A 16,586-nucleotide genomic window follows, 5' to 3' on the forward strand; every position below is an offset into this window, starting at 1 on the left:
TTTTTGTTAGATTAAATCATTTTTGAACGAAATAAAGTATTTTACAGTCTAATGGAGGAAGGAGGCGAAAAGAATGGAATTCGAAATCACAAAGCGTGCCATACGTGGAGATCATCAAGCGATACTTTCTCTTATTGAAGTGGACGAAGAAATTTTATATCGCATGGCCTTTACATATATGAAAAATGAGCAAGACGCTTTAGACGTGATGCAAGAGCTAGTTTATAAGGCGCTTAAAAAAATGCATACCGTTCAACAACCCGAATATGCCAGAACATGGCTCGTGCGCGTCTTAATCAATTGCTGTAAAGACCATTTGCGAAAACGTCAACAAACCGTTCAGATCGAAGAATATCATGTATTTGAATGGGCCATTTACTCAGATATTGAGAGATTATTAGCACAATTAACCTTGTCAGAGCAACAAATCGTCTATATGAAATATTTTCAACAACTTAAAAACAAGGAAATTGCCGAGCTCAATCAAATTCCAGAAGGTACTGTAAAGTCTAAACTTCATCACATTCTAAAGAAGCTTAGAAACTTCGCAAGAGAAAAGGAGGACTGGCTATGAAAAAACCACCAATTGATGTGCCAAAGGAGCAACTTCAACAAATTCGAATGGATGTATTGCGCAAAGTACAGAGAGAAAAAAGAACAAAGAAGCGTATGGCTTCTGTAGCAATCGTATTTTTGTGTTGCTTAAGTCTATTACTTTCTATTCGCGTTTCGCCAACTGTTGCTAGCTATGTTGCAAAAATACCTGGCTTGGACGCCATTGTATCAGCGGTAGTAAGAGATAAAGGGATAAAAGATATTGTGGAGCATAAATATTATGAAGAAATTAATAAGACGCAGACGAAAGATGGTCTATCTCTTACATTACAAGGCGTGATAGCAGATCAGTCAGGTTTTGTCCTTTACTATGATGCGGATGCTTCATTTGAATTAAATCTGGAGGAAGTCCAATTGTTCCAAGGAGACGATGAAATTAAATGTGGTTGTTCATTTACGATGGGTGGGGTAAATCAAGCATTTATTTCATCTTCAGTGGAATATAGTTTTTCTGAGCCAATGGCCTATACTTCACGGGACTTTACAGCCGTATTTCGTTTTAAAGATAAGAATCAAGGGGAAATTGAAATGACGATACCGTTTTCCTTACAAAACGAAATCGCGGAGGAAAAAGTTTTTATTGCTAATCGTACTGTTGAAGTCGAAGGTCAAAAGTTTACTATTACAAAAATTCGCCGTACCCCACTAAAATTGGCACTCGACATTGAAGTAGACAAAGCAAATACAATGCAAATATTAGCACTTGATGATATTGCAGTCGTAACGGAAAGTGGTGAGCGTAGAGAAAGCATTCGTAGTAGTCATTCAATGAACGGAGATATTCGGGACGGCAAATATACGCTCTATTTGCAAAGTAATTATTTTGATAATCCACAGTCATTAACGGTGTTGATAGGCGCTGTTCAAGCTGTTCCAAAGGGAGAGGACTTTATTGAAGTTGATTTTGGTAGACAAGAAGTACTCTCAAAACCTGATTTTTTAGATTGGGATATTTCTGTAGAGCAACAAAGTTTAAAAACGGCTGCAAAAAATTGGGATGGTCGTATACGACATATATTTTATAGAAGTGGTTTAAAAGCAGATGGCACGACATTAGCATATAAAGGCGGCACATTTTCGGATGATGATGAGTATCTCTATTCAACAGAGTCCTTTGATCAATATAATGGTAAAGCTAAAATATTTTTCAACTATTACTATAACCCGATTGGGGAAGATATTGAAGTAAAGATTCCATTGCAATAATTTTACTGGTATGGTTTTACTGGCGATTTCACCTATCTTTAAGGCGATAGTGTTAGATTGAACGCAATCAATCTAACACTATTTTTATTACGGGACTATATTTCTTCATTAAAGTAGATTTTATAAAATTTTCGATTTGTTTCCTCATCAAAGCCTACCTCAATAAGCTCTTCCAGTTGCTCGATATCACGGACGTTCACTTGAATTTCAATCGCGGAATCCAATTTAATTTTACGTTTATAACTTTTTTCAGCTTTAGCAAGGGCACTTTCGGAAATCACGGTTTCATAGGGCTTGACTGAATTGACGATAATGTCTTTTTGCGTTGAATCGGCTGCTTCGAATACAGTTTCAATATAATCGTTGACTTGAAATTGTTCTTCACTGTGGAAATAATCGAGCGTTTTATTTAACAAGCCTAACTTCTCGGTATTGGTAAAACGATCTTCTTTCAAAATATACTTCTTACATTCTGTTAATGCCAAGTTTGTTTTATGGTAATGTTCATCAGCTACTTTAATTTTTAAAAAACGTTCTTGCCAGTACACGACATCTTCCTTTTTCTTCGTTTTCATAAAGACAACTGGGGCTTCATCAGCTCCCATATCAACGATGACAGCCATATTATTCATTTTCTTAACGTTAATGCCGTCGATGCCATTAACAGTCATTTTATTTTGTTCATTTTTTATATCTAAAAACATTTCTTTTTCTTCAATTTTGACAATGGCAATAACTTTCTTTGGCTCTGTAGACAGAAAACAATTGTCAAATAAGCCAATAAACAACTCGCCACTTTTAATATTCGGATGCCCAGATGCACTATGTAAGTGGCTAGCGATATGCTTGGATTGTTCTAGAAAACTAGCGTCCTCATCAAAAATAGCTTTTACATACGTATACACTTCATTTAAGCCGATAGCTGTTTCATGAAAAAATTCATATTGCTGCTCAAAGTCGAGTTTATTAAATGCTAATTGTGTAAATGCTGCTTCCAGCATAACTTCAGGTTGAGAAAATGCTTCCTCTCCATAGACAAGGGTATCGCTTACATAATGTACAACATATTGAGCTAATTTACTTTCACTAACTTCTAACATACTTTTCCACCTTCGATATATTTGTTTCGATAATTTACCATAGCACACCCCGTACAATTTTGATATGGATTTTATATGTTGATAGACCAGGAGTTGGTGTGGATTCGGATTTTACTTTAATGTAATACTAGTGTTTTGATATAATTAAAAAAGGAAAATGGGTTAGGAGGATGATGAATATTCGCAATAAAAAAATATGGTTTTTGTTGATTGTAGTTGTGATTTGGCTAATATGGTATTCCACTAGACCACTAATTACTTTTGATGAGGCTGTACCAGCATTGGATATTGCGAGCATCAATAATATTTTAATTTCAGATATGAGACAACCATATTATCTTGATCAAGAGGAAACAGAGCGTTTTATTTCGATACTAGATAGTCTCTTTATGAAAAAGAAAATAATTCCTAATAAACCAGCTTTTAATGAGGATGCTTTTATTTACTTTTATTCAGCGAATCCAGAAGTATCCTATACAATAATCGTAGACTATGAAAGAAACATCATTGGCATTATTGAGAGTCCTAAAATGATGAAGCAATACATTCTTGAGAATGGTTCTGAATTTTTTTCATTTGTACAAAGTTACTTAAATCATAATGAGGTAGTCGAATAGATTCGACTACCCCTTTATTTTATACAGGGATTCGATTCCCTTTTTCATCGTAGAAGGCGTGGATTTTCCCTACTGCAGTTACGCCTTTGAAAAGTTGCTTTTGCGTAGCCCAATCACTAGCTTCTAGAAAGGCTAACTCAACATCGAATGTTGCACTATATCGGTACGACTTTACTAAATCACTCTCCAAACGTTGCACTCCATTATTACCTGCTTTAAGCCCTTGAATCATAGCATTGCGGTGTGAATGGGGTGTTCAGAATTATTATCAAGAATGTTGTGCAGAGACTTCTATTTTAAATTTTAAATAGTAGTTGATAATTTAAGTTGAAAATGCCCTTTATAAAGCGTTAGCTAACAAATAAACCAAATTAGGAGGAATGAATATGGGTTTTTACACAACAACAAGAATCATTACTGCTACAAAATCTCAATTAGACGCTATGTGTTACGCACAAGAAGACTTTGTAAATATTCTTGATAATAAAACTACTCAGGACTCAATTATACGAAATACTTTTGCTTCATATGGAGGTGCTGTTATTCCATTAGTATTTGCGGTAAGCACAGTTGCATCTGTTGCTTTAGGGGTCATTAGTCTTATTGGAAGCCTTAATGCTGCTGAACTATTACAAGGCATAGCAGATGCAAAAGAAGGGCATCGCCAATTATTGAAGACGTACAGAACAATGGTCAACTTCAACGCAATTCAAGTAAATATGACTTTAACGGTTAATAAGGAGCGACCAGGATCAGAACTAGCATATATTAAAGCTGTAAATGTCAATTGGATAATGCTTCCTGATGGTACAAAACTTATGTGAGAATTAATTTTATTGTGTAAGACAAAAGAGATTGTTGGTTGGTTTTAAAAAAGAAAATTTTAATAGTATAGAAAGGGTTAGCCCTTCTATACTATTAAAATGCATCCTTAGATAATACTTAATTTAAATAAAAAGATGATGTATAGATGAAGATAAATAACTCACACAATGATGATATCCTTAACTTTTTTCAATAGTAGCTTTCTCTAAAATATCAAAAAATCGGTTATCATCATCTTCGATTATATAGGCCACTCCCGTATCATCCAGTTGTACGAATTTTGTATTTGAATCCATAAACATCACATAGCCTGTATTCAAAGTTATATTGACACGGTAATTGTAACGGTAACGAATTGAGGATAGATGTTCTACTTTTTTAAATTTTGCATTTTTAAAAGCCTGTATAAGCTCCTGCTGTGTTTCTTCTGGAATTTTCAAAGAAGTAAATTTAATTTCAGGTCTTAGAATGATACTTTCAATGCTTACAAATTGATTTTTTGCATTAAAATTAGCATTTTCTAGGACATCTGTGGCGTAATAAACTGCTGGGACGGCAGTCCTTCGCTCGTTTATCCATAAGCTGATTCCGGCAATAATAATTATCATAATACTAATTGTGAAAAATACTTGTCGTTTACGCATAAAATCCCCCTCTCAAAAAAACGCTAAAATTTTATAATTAATCTAATTTTTGCGTAGTAGAAAGAAGCTTTTTTATTGTACATCATCTTTTTAATAGATTAACATTTACCCAAAAATTAAATCAATTATAAATATTAGGTTGATAAAATCCAAATTAAATTACCTTTAAGAACAAAGGAGGTTTTATTATGGATCAATCATTATTAGTAAATTTTATTAGCAATGTTGGTTTTCCGATAGTGGCATTTCTATTAGTCTTTTGGAAATTTGATAAATCCTTAGCTTTATTGACTGAAGCCGTTAATAACAACACTCAAGCTGTACAGTTATTATTGCAAAAAGAAAAGGCGGAGGGGTAGAACATAAAAATTGATGTGATGTTTAATAGATTTGAAAAAATTAATATAAAAAAGTTTGAGGTGATAGTGGTGGATAGCAGATTTGAACAAGAAATTATTGAACTGTTGACACCAAAAATTAAATCAGTGTTAAGACAAACAGATTGGCAAAACCAAAAGGATTTAGAGCAAGAGCTGATTTTAATGGTGCTATCAACGATAAAAAAGAAGGAATTTAAGCAACTACCCTCTTTTTTTGAACTTATGGATAAAGAGAAGTCGAAAGTTAGAAAAAATTAATAATCAATTTTCAAAACATCCTTTTTATTGGTGGGGAAAAGCTGAATTTATGAGAATTATTGCGTTTTGATACAGTCGAAATGTATGGAATTTGGTATAATTTTTTTAAAAAAATGAGGAGGAACTCAATGCGGAAACGTACAATTTTCATACTCATGGGCGTTGTTATAATCAGTATTGTTTTAATGGGATTGGATGTATATGAAAATAAAAAAAGAGAAGCTGCTCTAAAAGCGGAAGCCGAAAAAATTTATACAGTATCCGACATAATGAAGGATGCAGATTTTAGCACTGACAATATGAAGCTGGGGATTGGTATAATAAATGGAAATATAGAGGATTATGAAACGATTTTCATAGAAGATGCAGAACAGCTAAAACAAATTGTCCATCATCTTCACAATTTACAATTACAAATATCAACCAATATCTATATGCTAAGTGATGCAGATTATTGGTTAAAAGTAAAATCTAATGAGGATTACTCTATGTATATATTCAAAGATGAAAAAGAAATATGCTTTAATAGTGATACTAGATGTTTTAAAATAATCAACAGTGATGAATTTTTTAATTCAATAGAAATTGCTATACAATAAAAAAGGGAACTGACCCCAATAGGTAAAGACAAATAAAAAAAGCATCTTCGATTGAAATTCGGGTATAGATACTTAAATTTCAATTTGGAGGTGTTTTTTCTATGGGAACAAGAGTGAGTTATCCATATGAAGTAAAAATGAAAGCGATTGAGATGCGATTAGCGGGGGTACCTGTCAAACAGATTCTATTGGAATTAAATATACGCCATAAAACACAGGTCGAAACATGGGTGCGTTGGTATAGAAATGACGAAGTAATCATTTGAAATAAACTGTAGGCCGTTGCACAGTGACCAAGGGACGGTATACACATTGATTATCAATAAACCGTAAAAGCAAAAGGCATTACCATGAGCATGTCTCGTAAAGGACGACCGCCATCGTAGAACAAACTGTCAAAGACTATATAAACTATTATAACAATAACCGAATTCAAACGAAACTAAACAACCAGTCGCCGGTTCAATACCGACAACTGGTTGGGTAATGCTTTTTTGATTACTATCTTATCTATCGGAGTCAGTCCCATAGACAGAGCTTTTTATGCTTACGATTAGATGTGATACCGAGTAGCGGTTACTGAAACTGGGAGTGTCAAGGTAGTGGTCCCTGACGTTGCGTTAAATAGTTCATAATAAGTGATGTTAACCGTTACTAGTTTAGCCCCATTGGAGTCAGCATTGCTAAAAATAACACTAAAGTGATTAACGCTAGTATTTGCTGCTGTGGCTACAGTATTTCTAGTTGAACGCGGCATACCATCATAAATTAGTGATAGGCGAGTGGCAATAGTTGAAACAGAATTGATGCCAAACACCGTATTTAAATTTCCAAGATAAACATTTCTTAATTTATCTTGAATACTTGAATGATTATCGGAAGATTGTAAAAAATCCGCACCACTAAGAGTTGCATACCTCAACTGAAGTAATTGCTCTTTTGTTAAAATTGTTGATGTAGTAGAACCTTTTCGATAATTATAAATCGCCATCTTGTAATTCCTCCTTAAAATTAACTTTTAAAGTGTTAAAGTCGGCCAACCTAACAATTATAAAAGGGAAATAAAAAGCGATTTATCAACTAGCTAATGAAATTTATTATTTCTAAAAATCGCTTATTATAAGTCCTTCCTATCTGCCATTTCATACTCTCTTTTAATTTTTCGTAATGTTTGATTTTTAACTTTATTGATTGCTTGTTTCGAAACACCAAACTCTCTAGCTAATTCCTCTTCAGTCCAATTTTTCACAAAAAGTAAATATAGAATCTCTTTTTTCTTTGCGCTTAATCTGGAAACGATATCGTATAATTGTTTATCTTCAAAAATCATTTCCAATTTCCAAGATTCAATAATAGTGTTGGATTCAAAATCACAATAGTTTCGTTTATCTGCGACTAAATCAAGTAATTTGTCCTCTCCGTTGTGGATGTTCTTATCTAAAATTAATTGATTTAGTTTACTTTGTTGACGAATCTTTTTATCAAATTTTTGAGACTCAAAAGTTAAAGTTTGTGAAAAATAACTAAGCAGCTGAATCTTTCTACTATGGATTTGAAACATTTTTTCAATTATTTCTTTTTTGCGAGCAGTAGGCTTTTCTAAAAAACTTTGATATAGCTCTTTTACTTCTGGGTCTTTTAAAAAGTTTCTTACTAACCGATTCTGAATCAAAAAAACCAACTCCTTTACGCTTCATGGAACGGGATCTAAAGAGAATTAATCCATTTCTACATGATTTTTTTATCTATATAAAGGACTTTTTTTAAATCAAAATCAACTTATATATTTGATTAAAATTGTTAGAGAGTTTTTGCTAAATTTAGTGGGAAAATCGTTTTTTATAGGGGGAGATTAGGGGGAATTGATAATTTATTTATTTTATAAATAGGAGAAACAAAATGCGAATAAATAAGATTTTCATGATAAGAGGCAGTATTAGTTAGGTTTATTTATAGGGTTTTGAAAGCCATTCAAAAACAGCCCCTCTGATTGTTCAATCGGAGGGGCTGTTTTTGTGTGCTACTGAGCTATTACATGTAATAATGTTTCAAAAACTTGGTTATCAACAATTTAAAAAGTTTCTTCGAGCTTTCCATCAATAAATATAGAACCGCCTCGACTCGCCAGCATGCGTTATGGCGCTTTCGTTGTTTTATGATAATGTTCATCAGGGCTACTTAATTTCAAAAAACGTTCTTGCCAGTACACGACAGTAGCCCAGTCACTCGCTTCTAAATAGTCTAGCGCTCACTATTGCAAATCTAAAAAATCTCCGTCCCGAAGTCGATTCACGAACTTCTGAAGCCAAGTATAATACGATACACCGTGCCGTAGCTTATGTAGGTCACGCAAGCATTCCTGTCTTTCGGCATCGGGGGTACCTTCCGCAAGTGCAATTTCAGATAGCTCGGGAATCACCTGGTTGATTGCCCCAAGCATGATATCGATTTCCCGCTGGAGTTTCAGTGTAAAGAAGACACGAAATGTTTGGAAAAAATCGGTCTCCGCCACATATTGATCTTTTCGTTCCTTTTTCTCTTCCAACTTGGTGACCATTCTAGAATCCATCAGCGATCGGATGGCATAGCTCATGTTGCTCTTACTCATGTTCATATAGTCTTTCATGTCCTCAAGTGTCATCGGTTTATCCTCGAAAAACATAATGCCATACAGTTTACCGAATGAATGATTAGCGCCATACAAATCCATCGTCTGCGCGATGGCCTCGATGACCTGAGCGCGTAATTCGTTACGACTCTGCGATACTCCTTCACAATCCTTGGTTGGTTTCTGTTCCATGTAAACACTCCTTCATCATTTTGCTAAACTCATACAATTGATTTACAAAAAACATTTTGAAATTAACAAGCGATTAATATCCAGTTAACACATAAAGTTTATATTGAGTGTACAATAAATTTTGTACAAACAAAGTTTTTAACCTTATTTAGGATAATTTTATCAAATGTACAAGAAAAATTGAATAATAAAATAAATAATGTTGATAGTTAGAGTGAAATGTTCAGGTGATATATTTACATTATCTTACAGTTTTCTGTCGGCGATGTTTAGTTGAGTTCCTTATATCAATATCTTCTGGCGTACATGCAATAGACAAGATTTTACCAGAGATTAGTGGAATCATCACTTCGAAGTAGCTATAACAGGGTCAACAATAATATAAATGGGGGAATTTTAAGAATGTCGAGTATTACGTTGAAGTCTTTGTCAAAACAATATACAAGTGAAAAATCCACGCTCGATAATATTAGTCTTGATATCAAAGATAAAGAGTTTCTGGTACTGCTAGGTCCGTCAGGGTGTGGTAAGTCCACTTTGTTACGTATGATTGCCGGTATTGAAGAAATTACGCAAGGTGAAGTGTTTATTGGGGATGTTTGTGTAAATGAATTGGAGCCTAAGGATAGAGGAGTAGCGATGGTTTTTCAAAATTACGCGCTTTATCCGCATATGACGGTATTTGAGAACATGGCTTACGGTTTGAAGATAAAAAAGGTAAAAAAGGCGGAGAGAGAAAAACGAATCAAGGCGGCAGCAGATATTTTACAAATAACGCCTTTGTTGAAACGATTTCCGAGTCAATTATCGGGCGGGCAAAAACAGCGGGTTGCCATTGGACGAGCCATAGTTAAAGAACCAAAAGTCTTCTTAATGGATGAGCCGTTATCCAATCTGGATGCGAAGTTACGAAATGAAATGAGAATTGAAATTAAAAAGCTTCATGAGAGACTAAATTCTACGTTTGTCTATGTCACGCATGATCAAGTGGAGGCCGTTACCCTTGGAGATCGAATCGCCATTATTGCAGAAGGAAAGTTTAGGCAGATTGGAACACCTATGGAAATAATTGATAGTCCAGTGGATATGTTCGTGGCGAATTTTATTAGCTCACCGCCTATCAATTATTTAAATGCATTTCTGATAGACCGAAATGGACAAGTCTATGTAGATATAGATGGAGTGTTGCTGGAGACAAATTTGCCAATAGAAGTATTAAAAAGCCACACGGAGGTTGTAGCGGGTATTAGGCCTGAACATTGCTTCATTTCAGAAGATAAGAACAATACCTTAGAAATGGAGGTGCTGTTTACTGAAATTATTGGTACGGATGTGTTATTACATCTAACATATCAATCCTTCAATTTTATAGTGAAAAAAAGCTTTACTGAAACTTATACGCAGGGTCAGAAGTTGAACGTAGGAATGTATGCAAATCAGGTCCATATGTTCGACAAAAATACACAAAAAAACTTAAGGAGCCCGCAATGAATATTCTTATCTCATTAGATGGTGTAAGTCATGAAATCTTTGCGCGATATTCACAGGATTTTATCAATAACGGATTTTCATACTGTAAAAAACTGATTACAACGTTTCCATCCGTTACTTTTAATGCTCATGCGACGGCGATAACAGGGAACCATCATCCCAAACATTTTGTGGTGGATAATATTGTCACCCATTCTAAAACGATGGAAAGAATAGAGCTGTACGGAGATCACGACATCATTTGTAATGAAACACTACATAAACAGACCTTATTTTATTCACTTGCCAAAAATGCATTGAAAAGCTGCTGTATCCATTGGCCGCTAACAACAGGAAATCCTTATATTCATGATTTAGTTACAGAATCCAGCAGCAAAAAAAAGTTGCAAGGAAACGCTTCAGTGGAAACCATCGATAACACATCATTGCATGAGATATTACAAGCCATTGAATCAGAAGCATACGACTTTATCGCTGCAAGGTTTGTCGGATATGATGCACTTTCCCATCTACACGGGAAGGACTCGAAGGAGGCAGTTGATTGCCTAGGTCGACTAATTGAACATATTAGCCAAATTGATCAGTTGTTGCGAAAGTTGCAACAACCATACAACTTGATTATCTTTTCTGATCATGGACAAAGCGACGTTCAATCATTCTTTTATCCAAATAAGGTTTTAGCGCAAAGTCGTTGGCGGCAGAGTTTGTACAACAAAGAAATACGATTTGTCGGCGACGGAAGTGGAGCGTTGTTATTTTATAGCTTGTTGGAACATCAGCATAACAAAGAAATTATGGAGTTTTTTAGCCAATTTCCACAAGTGAATCATTTTCATCAGTTAGCAAGTCACTCCAGTTCTGACTATCAACCAGTCGGTATTTTAGATATGAACAATACAGTATGCGGTGAAGACATTGTTCCTCCAGAACAACCGAAGTACAAGCATTTGAAAAGCTTGCATGGTTATCATCAGTCCAATGTGGATGCAATGAATGGATTTATGGTGTGTATCGGTCATCAAATCGAGGATAGCAAAATAATTGAAGAAACGCATATCGAGAACATTGCACCTACTTTAGCTAGGTTGTTTGAAATCTCACACCAATGTGATGGTAAAAACATCAATGAACTGATTAGGGGGCATGCATAGATGGCTAGGCCAATCAGCATTAAAAATGGGAAAGACAATCTATGGTCGCTTGCACTGTTGTTGCCAATACTTATTCCCTTAATTATTTTTTGGATTTATCCAATGATAAAAACATTTCACATTAGCTTTACAAATTGGGATTACATTGCACCTACCTATGATTATGTAATGCTAGAGAATTATAAAAATATAATGGGTGATTCCTTTTTTGTGAAAGTTTTGATGAATACGCTTGTATTTACAGTTTTCACAGTGCTTCCGCCAATCCTAATTGGATTACTTGTAGCTATACCGTTAAGTAAGATTAAAGCGTTTCGTACTTTTTTTGTCGCTTCCGCTTTTTCATCATGGATTACACCAACTGTGGTCGTTTCAATGGTATGGGTCAGTATATTTGATACGGATTCAGGCATTGTTAATGCAATTCTAAAAGAACTAGGTGCAGAGCCAGTTAAGTGGTTGGGAGGTCAAACCACCGCAATGGCAGTAGTCATTATCGTCACTATTTGGCAATATCTAGGTCTTGGTATATTGTTGCTAACCTCGGCAATGGCAAAATTAGATCCAGAGGTGGAGAAAGCAAATGATTTAGATGGTGGAAAAGGATTGCGAAAATTAATAAAAATTACATTGCCAGCAATCTCGCCTATCCTTGTATTTTTATTCATTTTTTATACTTTAAACTCGCTTAAAGCCTATGATCAGATTTACATTTTGACGCAAGGTGGACCTTCAGGTGCAACTTCAACAATTTTATATTATTTCTACGTGTTAGCTTTCGAGTGGTATGAAACGGGATCTGCTTCGGCATTGGCGATAATTTTCCTTCTGCTTTGTCTGCTGATTAGCGCGATTAACTTCTTTTTATCTAAATACTTGTTTAAGAAATGAGGTGGGGATTTGAATTTGGCAAAATTAAAAGTTGGTATAAATTATACAGCATTAATTTTATTAAGCATAACGATGATCTTTCCATTCATCTGGATGTTCATGATTTCTATTAAACCAAAAAGTGAAATATACAGCGGAAATTTTTTTCCTACAAGCTTTCACTTTGACAACTACATGAGATTATTTACCGATACCAATATACTGCTTTATCTGTGGAACAGTATCTATGTGAGTCTAATTATTATCGTGATTCAAATCATATCAGCAATACTTGCAGCGTATGTATTCGCGACGTTTCAGAAAAGATGGGTGAAATTTTGCTTTGCACTAATATTGGCGACATATATGTTGCCATCAGCTATAACGTACATCCCCTCCTTTATTTTGCTGTCTGAAGTGAATTTACTGGATACGCATATGGGTTATATCTTCAGTGAAAGTATCAGCATCTTTGCCATATTTTTCTTGCGGCAAGCTTTTATTCAGGTGCCTAAGGATGTGGTACATGCAGCTAAATTGGATGGAGCAGGGCATTTAAGGCTTATTTTCACCGTGTATATTCCTTATTGCAAAAATGCAATTGCTTCATTGGTATTAATCACATTTATTTATAGCTACAACAATTATATGTGGCCTTCACTGTTAATCAAGTCAGAAGAAAACATGTTTGTCACAATTGGTTTGAGAAGATTATTTATGAGTCAAGCAGGTTATGGAATGGATTTTCCTTTGGCAATGGCTGCCTGCGCAGTTTCACTAGTGCCAATGTTGCTGCTGTTGGCTATTTTTAGTAAAAGAATTATCCATTCAATGGCTAATCTCTATGTTAATAAATAAGATGAGGTGGTGATGCGAATCGACTATATTCCGATAATTATGAAAAGTTATGTTGGAGGCATGAGACTAAAATAATAATTAATTGGGAGGAAACAACAGTGGAAAAACGTAAAAGCAGGATTAAAAAGGTACTTCTGTCTCTCATGTGCTTTGCACTTATATTGACAGCATTAATGGGTTGCTCAAACAAGGCTTCCAAAGATACAAATGCAAGTGTAGCGTCCGATAAGGAAAAAATTAAACTTGAATTCTATTATGGTCTTGGCGGTAAACTCGGAGAAACGATGGAAAAAATCATCGAAGATTTTAACAAAAGTAATGACAAATATGAAGTCGTACCGATTGTCCAAGGGGACTACACTGAGACGTTACAAGCACTGCAAGCTTCACTTGCAGCTAGTAAACCTCCTGCTTTAGCAATTAACCGCTATCCGGAATTTATGAAGTTGGCAAAAAGTGATGTTTTACTTTCCTTAGAAGATCAAATTAATCAACCAGAATATAAAAAAGACGACGTTCTTCTTTTGGAGCAAGGATTGTACAATAATGTAACCTTGGGTGTGCCGGCATTTGTTTCTTCACAAATGATGTATTACAGAAAAGATATCTTTGATAAATACAATATTGATTATAATGCTTTGGAAAGCTTCGAGGAATTAGCGGAAGCAGCCAAGCTTATTAAAGAAAAAGAAGGAATTACTGGTTGGTCGATTATGTGGTATTCAGAACATATGATTGATTATGCCCGTTCAGCTGGTGGGGATATCGTCAGTGAAGACGGTAAAACCGTTACAATCGATTCCGATGAATGGATTTATGCTTGGGATAATATTAGAAAGTGGATTCATGAGGACAAAATAATGGACACTGTTTATGGCGGAAATGGCTGGGAATGGTGGTATAAAACGATTGACAATGTAATGAATGGGAAATCAGCGGGATATACGGGGTCTTCAGGTGATGGAGGAGACTTAGATTTCAATAAAATAGCAACAGGAATGCAAAAAGGATTTAACGGAAGCAAACCGAGACCAGTCGCTACTTCTGTCATGTTTAACTTGTTCAAAGATTCTCCTAAAGAACAACAGCAGGGTGCTTGGGAATTTGTAAAGTTCTTCTCGGAGGCAGATAAAACAGCTTACTGGGCAGTAGAAACGGGATATATTCCAATTCGAGAAAGCGCTGAAAATACGGAAATTTTCCAAAATAAATTAAAGGAAAACCCAAACTTATCAGTTCCTTTGCAACAGATAAAAACAAATGGCATTGCACCTTTTGTTGATCCGACAGGTGGTAAAATTTATGCTGAAATCGAATTAGCGAAAGACAAAGTACTAATTGAAAATATCCCTGCGGAAAAAGCATTAAAAGAGGCGAAAAACAAAGCACAGAAAGAGCTAGACAAAATTCTGAAACAGTAAACGACATAAATAATGAACTGCTGCACAGAGGCAAGTAGTTTCACCCCACATATAACAGAAATGGAGAGTTTTATAATGAAATATAACATTGAATTAGCTGTATTCGATTTAGCTGGAACCCTTGTAGAGGATAATAACGGAGTTAGGGATTGTCTTTATAAAGCAGCTGTGGATTACGGATTAAACGTTACAAAAGATGAAATCAGCAACCATATGGGAACAAACAAGATTCATTTGTATCAATTTTTAATTGCCAGAACAAAAGGGAACTTTATCGATTTTAAAAATTTTGAAGTAGATATCGATAACTCAACTCAAGATGAGGCTGTCAAACTCTATGATCGATATACCGAATATATGATTGCTTATTATCAGGAGAATTGCCGAGAAATTGAGGGAGCAACGGAAACGCTCAAATGGTGCAAAGAAAATGGCATTAAAGTAGCGACAGGCACAGGGTTTCATAAAGAAATCAACAGCGTTATTATGGAGTCACTTGGCTGGGTGAAGGATGGTTTGATTGATTATGCGGTAGATCTTGATATGGTTCCGGAGGGAAAAGGACGCCCAGCGCCATTTATGATTTTCAAAGCTATGGAATATTTAAACGTTCAAAATGTGAGAAATGTGATTAAAATTGGCGATACGCCAGCAGACATGCTTGAAGGATTTAACGCAGGCTGTAAAGCGGTTATTGGTGTAACCCAAGGATCAACACCAATTGAAGTATGGGGCAAGTATTATCATACACATGTTCTTGATACTGTGAAAGAACTGCCAGCGCTTATCGAGTCAGGTAAAATCGTATGATGGATCAACTGGAAAAAATGGCGAGCATCGGGATTGTCCTGCCGAAGCTGTTTCCCTTTCCACAAAGCAAGCCGGAACAGATGGTTTCAAGTCTGCTGACTATACTGGAAGACCCCTTTTTTACGGCAGTGGAAGTCTCGTATATCGCCGATAAAGAGACAAGGGATCTCGCTAAAAAGTATATGCAGTACAGTGGTGTGGAAACGATTTTTAATGGCGGAGATGCGTTTCGAGAATTACACATTGATCTAAGCTCCTTAGACCCGGCTATAAGAAACAACTCAATTAAAAAGTGTCAAATGCTGATTGACCATTGCTATGAAATGGATGCAAAAATCATGCACATCGTGACGGGGAAATTTGAAGGAGAAGAAAACAAACAACATAATATAAACGCTTTTATAGCTTCAACCATGGAACTATGCAAGTATGCGAAAGAGAAAGCGGGTACGTATGAGCTTTGTATCTCTTTAGAAATCGGGGATCGGCATGTTGACCGCAAATATTTGCTGGGCCCTACCCATGAGGCGGTATATGTAGCAAGAACAATCCAAAGTGAGTATAACAATTTTGGTCTGCTCCTAGATCAAAGTCACCTTCCGATTATGGGAGAAAATCCACATCAATCATTGTGGCTTGCCAAAGATTATCTCACGCACATTCATATCGGAAATTGTTACTTAAAAGACAGACAAGCCCATTATTTCGGCGATAAGCATATTCCGTTTGGAGTGAAGGATTCAGAAGTAGGCGTTGGCGAGTTAACAAAGTTCATCAAAACGCTAAATGACATTGACTTTTTTACACGTCCAAAACCAACAAGAAAGCCCGTGCTGACATTTGAAGTAGGTTCTCTTGAGAATGAATCACCTAAGCTAGTTATTGCTAATATAAAGCGTACTTTCTTTGAAGCTTGGGCTCAAGCATAAATTGATTATAGG

At 35.4% G+C, this 16,586-nt stretch carries 20 protein-coding genes and 2 pseudogenes; 16 read left to right on the plus strand and 6 right to left on the minus strand.

All coding sequences use genetic code 11. The features are described from left to right. Window positions 1-73: 73 nt before the first annotated feature. Window positions 74-574: a sigma-70 family RNA polymerase sigma factor gene (locus MHH88_RS05850; RefSeq protein WP_024361590.1), complete on the plus strand. Its 501-nt coding sequence runs from the start codon at window positions 74-76 to the stop codon at window positions 572-574. Continuing rightward, the gene (locus MHH88_RS05855) at window positions 571-1,821 is read left to right on the plus strand and encodes a DUF4179 domain-containing protein (protein ID WP_339261792.1); all 1,251 of its coding nucleotides are present in this window, start codon (window positions 571-573) and stop codon (window positions 1,819-1,821) included. The genes MHH88_RS05850 and MHH88_RS05855 overlap by 4 nt, the downstream gene beginning before the upstream one ends. Window positions 1,822-1,916: 95 nt before the next feature. Here MHH88_RS05855 and MHH88_RS05860 read toward each other — a convergent pair whose 3' ends face one another. After that, complete coding sequence (locus MHH88_RS05860; RefSeq protein WP_339261793.1) at window positions 1,917-2,921, minus strand: hypothetical protein; 1,005 nt, start codon at window positions 2,919-2,921, stop codon at window positions 1,917-1,919. A gap of 170 nt (window positions 2,922-3,091) precedes the next feature. Between MHH88_RS05860 and MHH88_RS05865 the strand changes: the two genes are divergently transcribed. Then, window positions 3,092-3,538, plus strand: coding sequence for a hypothetical protein (locus tag MHH88_RS05865; RefSeq protein ID WP_339261794.1), 447 nt, complete (start codon window positions 3,092-3,094; stop codon window positions 3,536-3,538). A 19-nt stretch (window positions 3,539-3,557) separates the two neighbouring features. Here MHH88_RS05865 and MHH88_RS05870 read toward each other — a convergent pair whose 3' ends face one another. After that, entirely contained in the window at window positions 3,558-3,770 is a 213-nt protein-coding gene (locus MHH88_RS05870; RefSeq protein WP_339261795.1) for a hypothetical protein, read from the minus strand. 154 nt (window positions 3,771-3,924) lie between these two features. Between MHH88_RS05870 and MHH88_RS05875 the strand changes: the two genes are divergently transcribed. Beyond that, complete coding sequence (locus MHH88_RS05875) at window positions 3,925-4,362, plus strand: hypothetical protein (RefSeq protein ID WP_339261796.1); 438 nt, start codon at window positions 3,925-3,927, stop codon at window positions 4,360-4,362. Between the two features lie 180 nt (window positions 4,363-4,542). Here MHH88_RS05875 and MHH88_RS05880 read toward each other — a convergent pair whose 3' ends face one another. After that, window positions 4,543-5,007 carry a hypothetical protein gene (locus MHH88_RS05880; protein ID WP_339261798.1) on the minus strand — a complete coding sequence of 155 codons (465 nt, stop codon included), beginning with the start codon at window positions 5,005-5,007 and terminating at the stop codon, window positions 4,543-4,545. A gap of 188 nt (window positions 5,008-5,195) precedes the next feature. Here MHH88_RS05880 and MHH88_RS05885 point away from each other — a divergent pair, with 188 nt between their 5' ends. The 5 genes and pseudogenes from MHH88_RS05885 to MHH88_RS05905 all read left to right on the plus strand — a co-directional run. After that, a complete protein-coding gene (locus MHH88_RS05885; RefSeq protein WP_339261799.1) occupies window positions 5,196-5,366 on the plus strand; it encodes a hypothetical protein in 171 nt (56 codons plus the stop codon). A 66-nt stretch (window positions 5,367-5,432) separates the two neighbouring features. Next, on the plus strand, window positions 5,433-5,645 hold the full coding sequence (locus MHH88_RS05890) for a hypothetical protein (protein ID WP_339261800.1): 213 nt from the start codon (window positions 5,433-5,435) through the stop codon (window positions 5,643-5,645). A 128-nt stretch (window positions 5,646-5,773) separates the two neighbouring features. Beyond that, the gene (locus MHH88_RS05895) at window positions 5,774-6,244 is read left to right on the plus strand and encodes a hypothetical protein (protein ID WP_339261801.1); all 471 of its coding nucleotides are present in this window, start codon (window positions 5,774-5,776) and stop codon (window positions 6,242-6,244) included. 101 nt (window positions 6,245-6,345) lie between these two features. Then, window positions 6,346-6,489, plus strand: a pseudogene (locus MHH88_RS05900) (IS3 family transposase); the annotation flags it as partial. Between the two features lie 84 nt (window positions 6,490-6,573). Then, window positions 6,574-6,731 (plus strand): annotated as a pseudogene (locus MHH88_RS05905) (IS3 family transposase); the annotation flags it as partial. Between the two features lie 66 nt (window positions 6,732-6,797). Here MHH88_RS05905 and MHH88_RS05910 read toward each other — a convergent pair. The 3 genes from MHH88_RS05910 to MHH88_RS05920 all read right to left on the minus strand — a co-directional run bounded on the left by MHH88_RS05910 (window position 6,798) and on the right by MHH88_RS05920 (window position 9,044). Then, the gene (locus MHH88_RS05910) at window positions 6,798-7,235 is read right to left on the minus strand and encodes a hypothetical protein (protein WP_339261802.1); all 438 of its coding nucleotides are present in this window, start codon (window positions 7,233-7,235) and stop codon (window positions 6,798-6,800) included. Between the two features lie 126 nt (window positions 7,236-7,361). Beyond that, on the minus strand, window positions 7,362-7,916 hold the full coding sequence (locus tag MHH88_RS05915) for a sigma factor-like helix-turn-helix DNA-binding protein (protein ID WP_339261804.1): 555 nt from the start codon (window positions 7,914-7,916) through the stop codon (window positions 7,362-7,364). 579 nt (window positions 7,917-8,495) lie between these two features. Further along, the gene (locus MHH88_RS05920) at window positions 8,496-9,044 is read right to left on the minus strand and encodes a winged helix DNA-binding protein (protein ID WP_339261806.1); all 549 of its coding nucleotides are present in this window, start codon (window positions 9,042-9,044) and stop codon (window positions 8,496-8,498) included. A gap of 402 nt (window positions 9,045-9,446) precedes the next feature. Between MHH88_RS05920 and ugpC the strand changes: the two genes are divergently transcribed. The 7 genes from ugpC to MHH88_RS05955 all read left to right on the plus strand — a co-directional run bounded on the left by ugpC (window position 9,447) and on the right by MHH88_RS05955 (window position 16,574). Further along, window positions 9,447-10,535, plus strand: coding sequence for a sn-glycerol-3-phosphate ABC transporter ATP-binding protein UgpC (gene ugpC, locus MHH88_RS05925; protein ID WP_339261808.1), 1,089 nt, complete (start codon window positions 9,447-9,449; stop codon window positions 10,533-10,535). Then, complete coding sequence (locus MHH88_RS05930; protein WP_339261809.1) at window positions 10,532-11,686, plus strand: alkaline phosphatase family protein; 1,155 nt, start codon at window positions 10,532-10,534, stop codon at window positions 11,684-11,686. Before ugpC ends, MHH88_RS05930 begins: the two co-directional genes overlap by 4 nt. After that, the gene (locus MHH88_RS05935; protein ID WP_339261810.1) at window positions 11,687-12,577 is read left to right on the plus strand and encodes a sugar ABC transporter permease; all 891 of its coding nucleotides are present in this window, start codon (window positions 11,687-11,689) and stop codon (window positions 12,575-12,577) included. A 15-nt stretch (window positions 12,578-12,592) separates the two neighbouring features. After that, complete coding sequence (locus MHH88_RS05940; RefSeq protein ID WP_339261811.1) at window positions 12,593-13,414, plus strand: carbohydrate ABC transporter permease; 822 nt, start codon at window positions 12,593-12,595, stop codon at window positions 13,412-13,414. A gap of 98 nt (window positions 13,415-13,512) precedes the next feature. Beyond that, window positions 13,513-14,835, plus strand: coding sequence for an ABC transporter substrate-binding protein (locus MHH88_RS05945; protein WP_024361575.1), 1,323 nt, complete (start codon window positions 13,513-13,515; stop codon window positions 14,833-14,835). A gap of 60 nt (window positions 14,836-14,895) precedes the next feature. Then, window positions 14,896-15,645: an HAD hydrolase-like protein gene (locus MHH88_RS05950; protein ID WP_339261814.1), complete on the plus strand. Its 750-nt coding sequence runs from the start codon at window positions 14,896-14,898 to the stop codon at window positions 15,643-15,645. Continuing rightward, window positions 15,642-16,574, plus strand: a complete 933-nt coding sequence (locus MHH88_RS05955; protein ID WP_339261816.1) for a TIM barrel protein — start codon at window positions 15,642-15,644, stop codon at window positions 16,572-16,574. Before MHH88_RS05950 ends, MHH88_RS05955 begins: the two co-directional genes overlap by 4 nt. The last annotated feature ends 12 nt before the right edge of the window (window positions 16,575-16,586 follow it).

It is taken from the genome of Lysinibacillus sp. FSL K6-3209, from assembly GCF_037976175.1.
In the GTDB taxonomy this organism is placed as follows: domain Bacteria; phylum Bacillota; class Bacilli; order Bacillales_A; family Planococcaceae; genus Lysinibacillus; species Lysinibacillus sphaericus_D.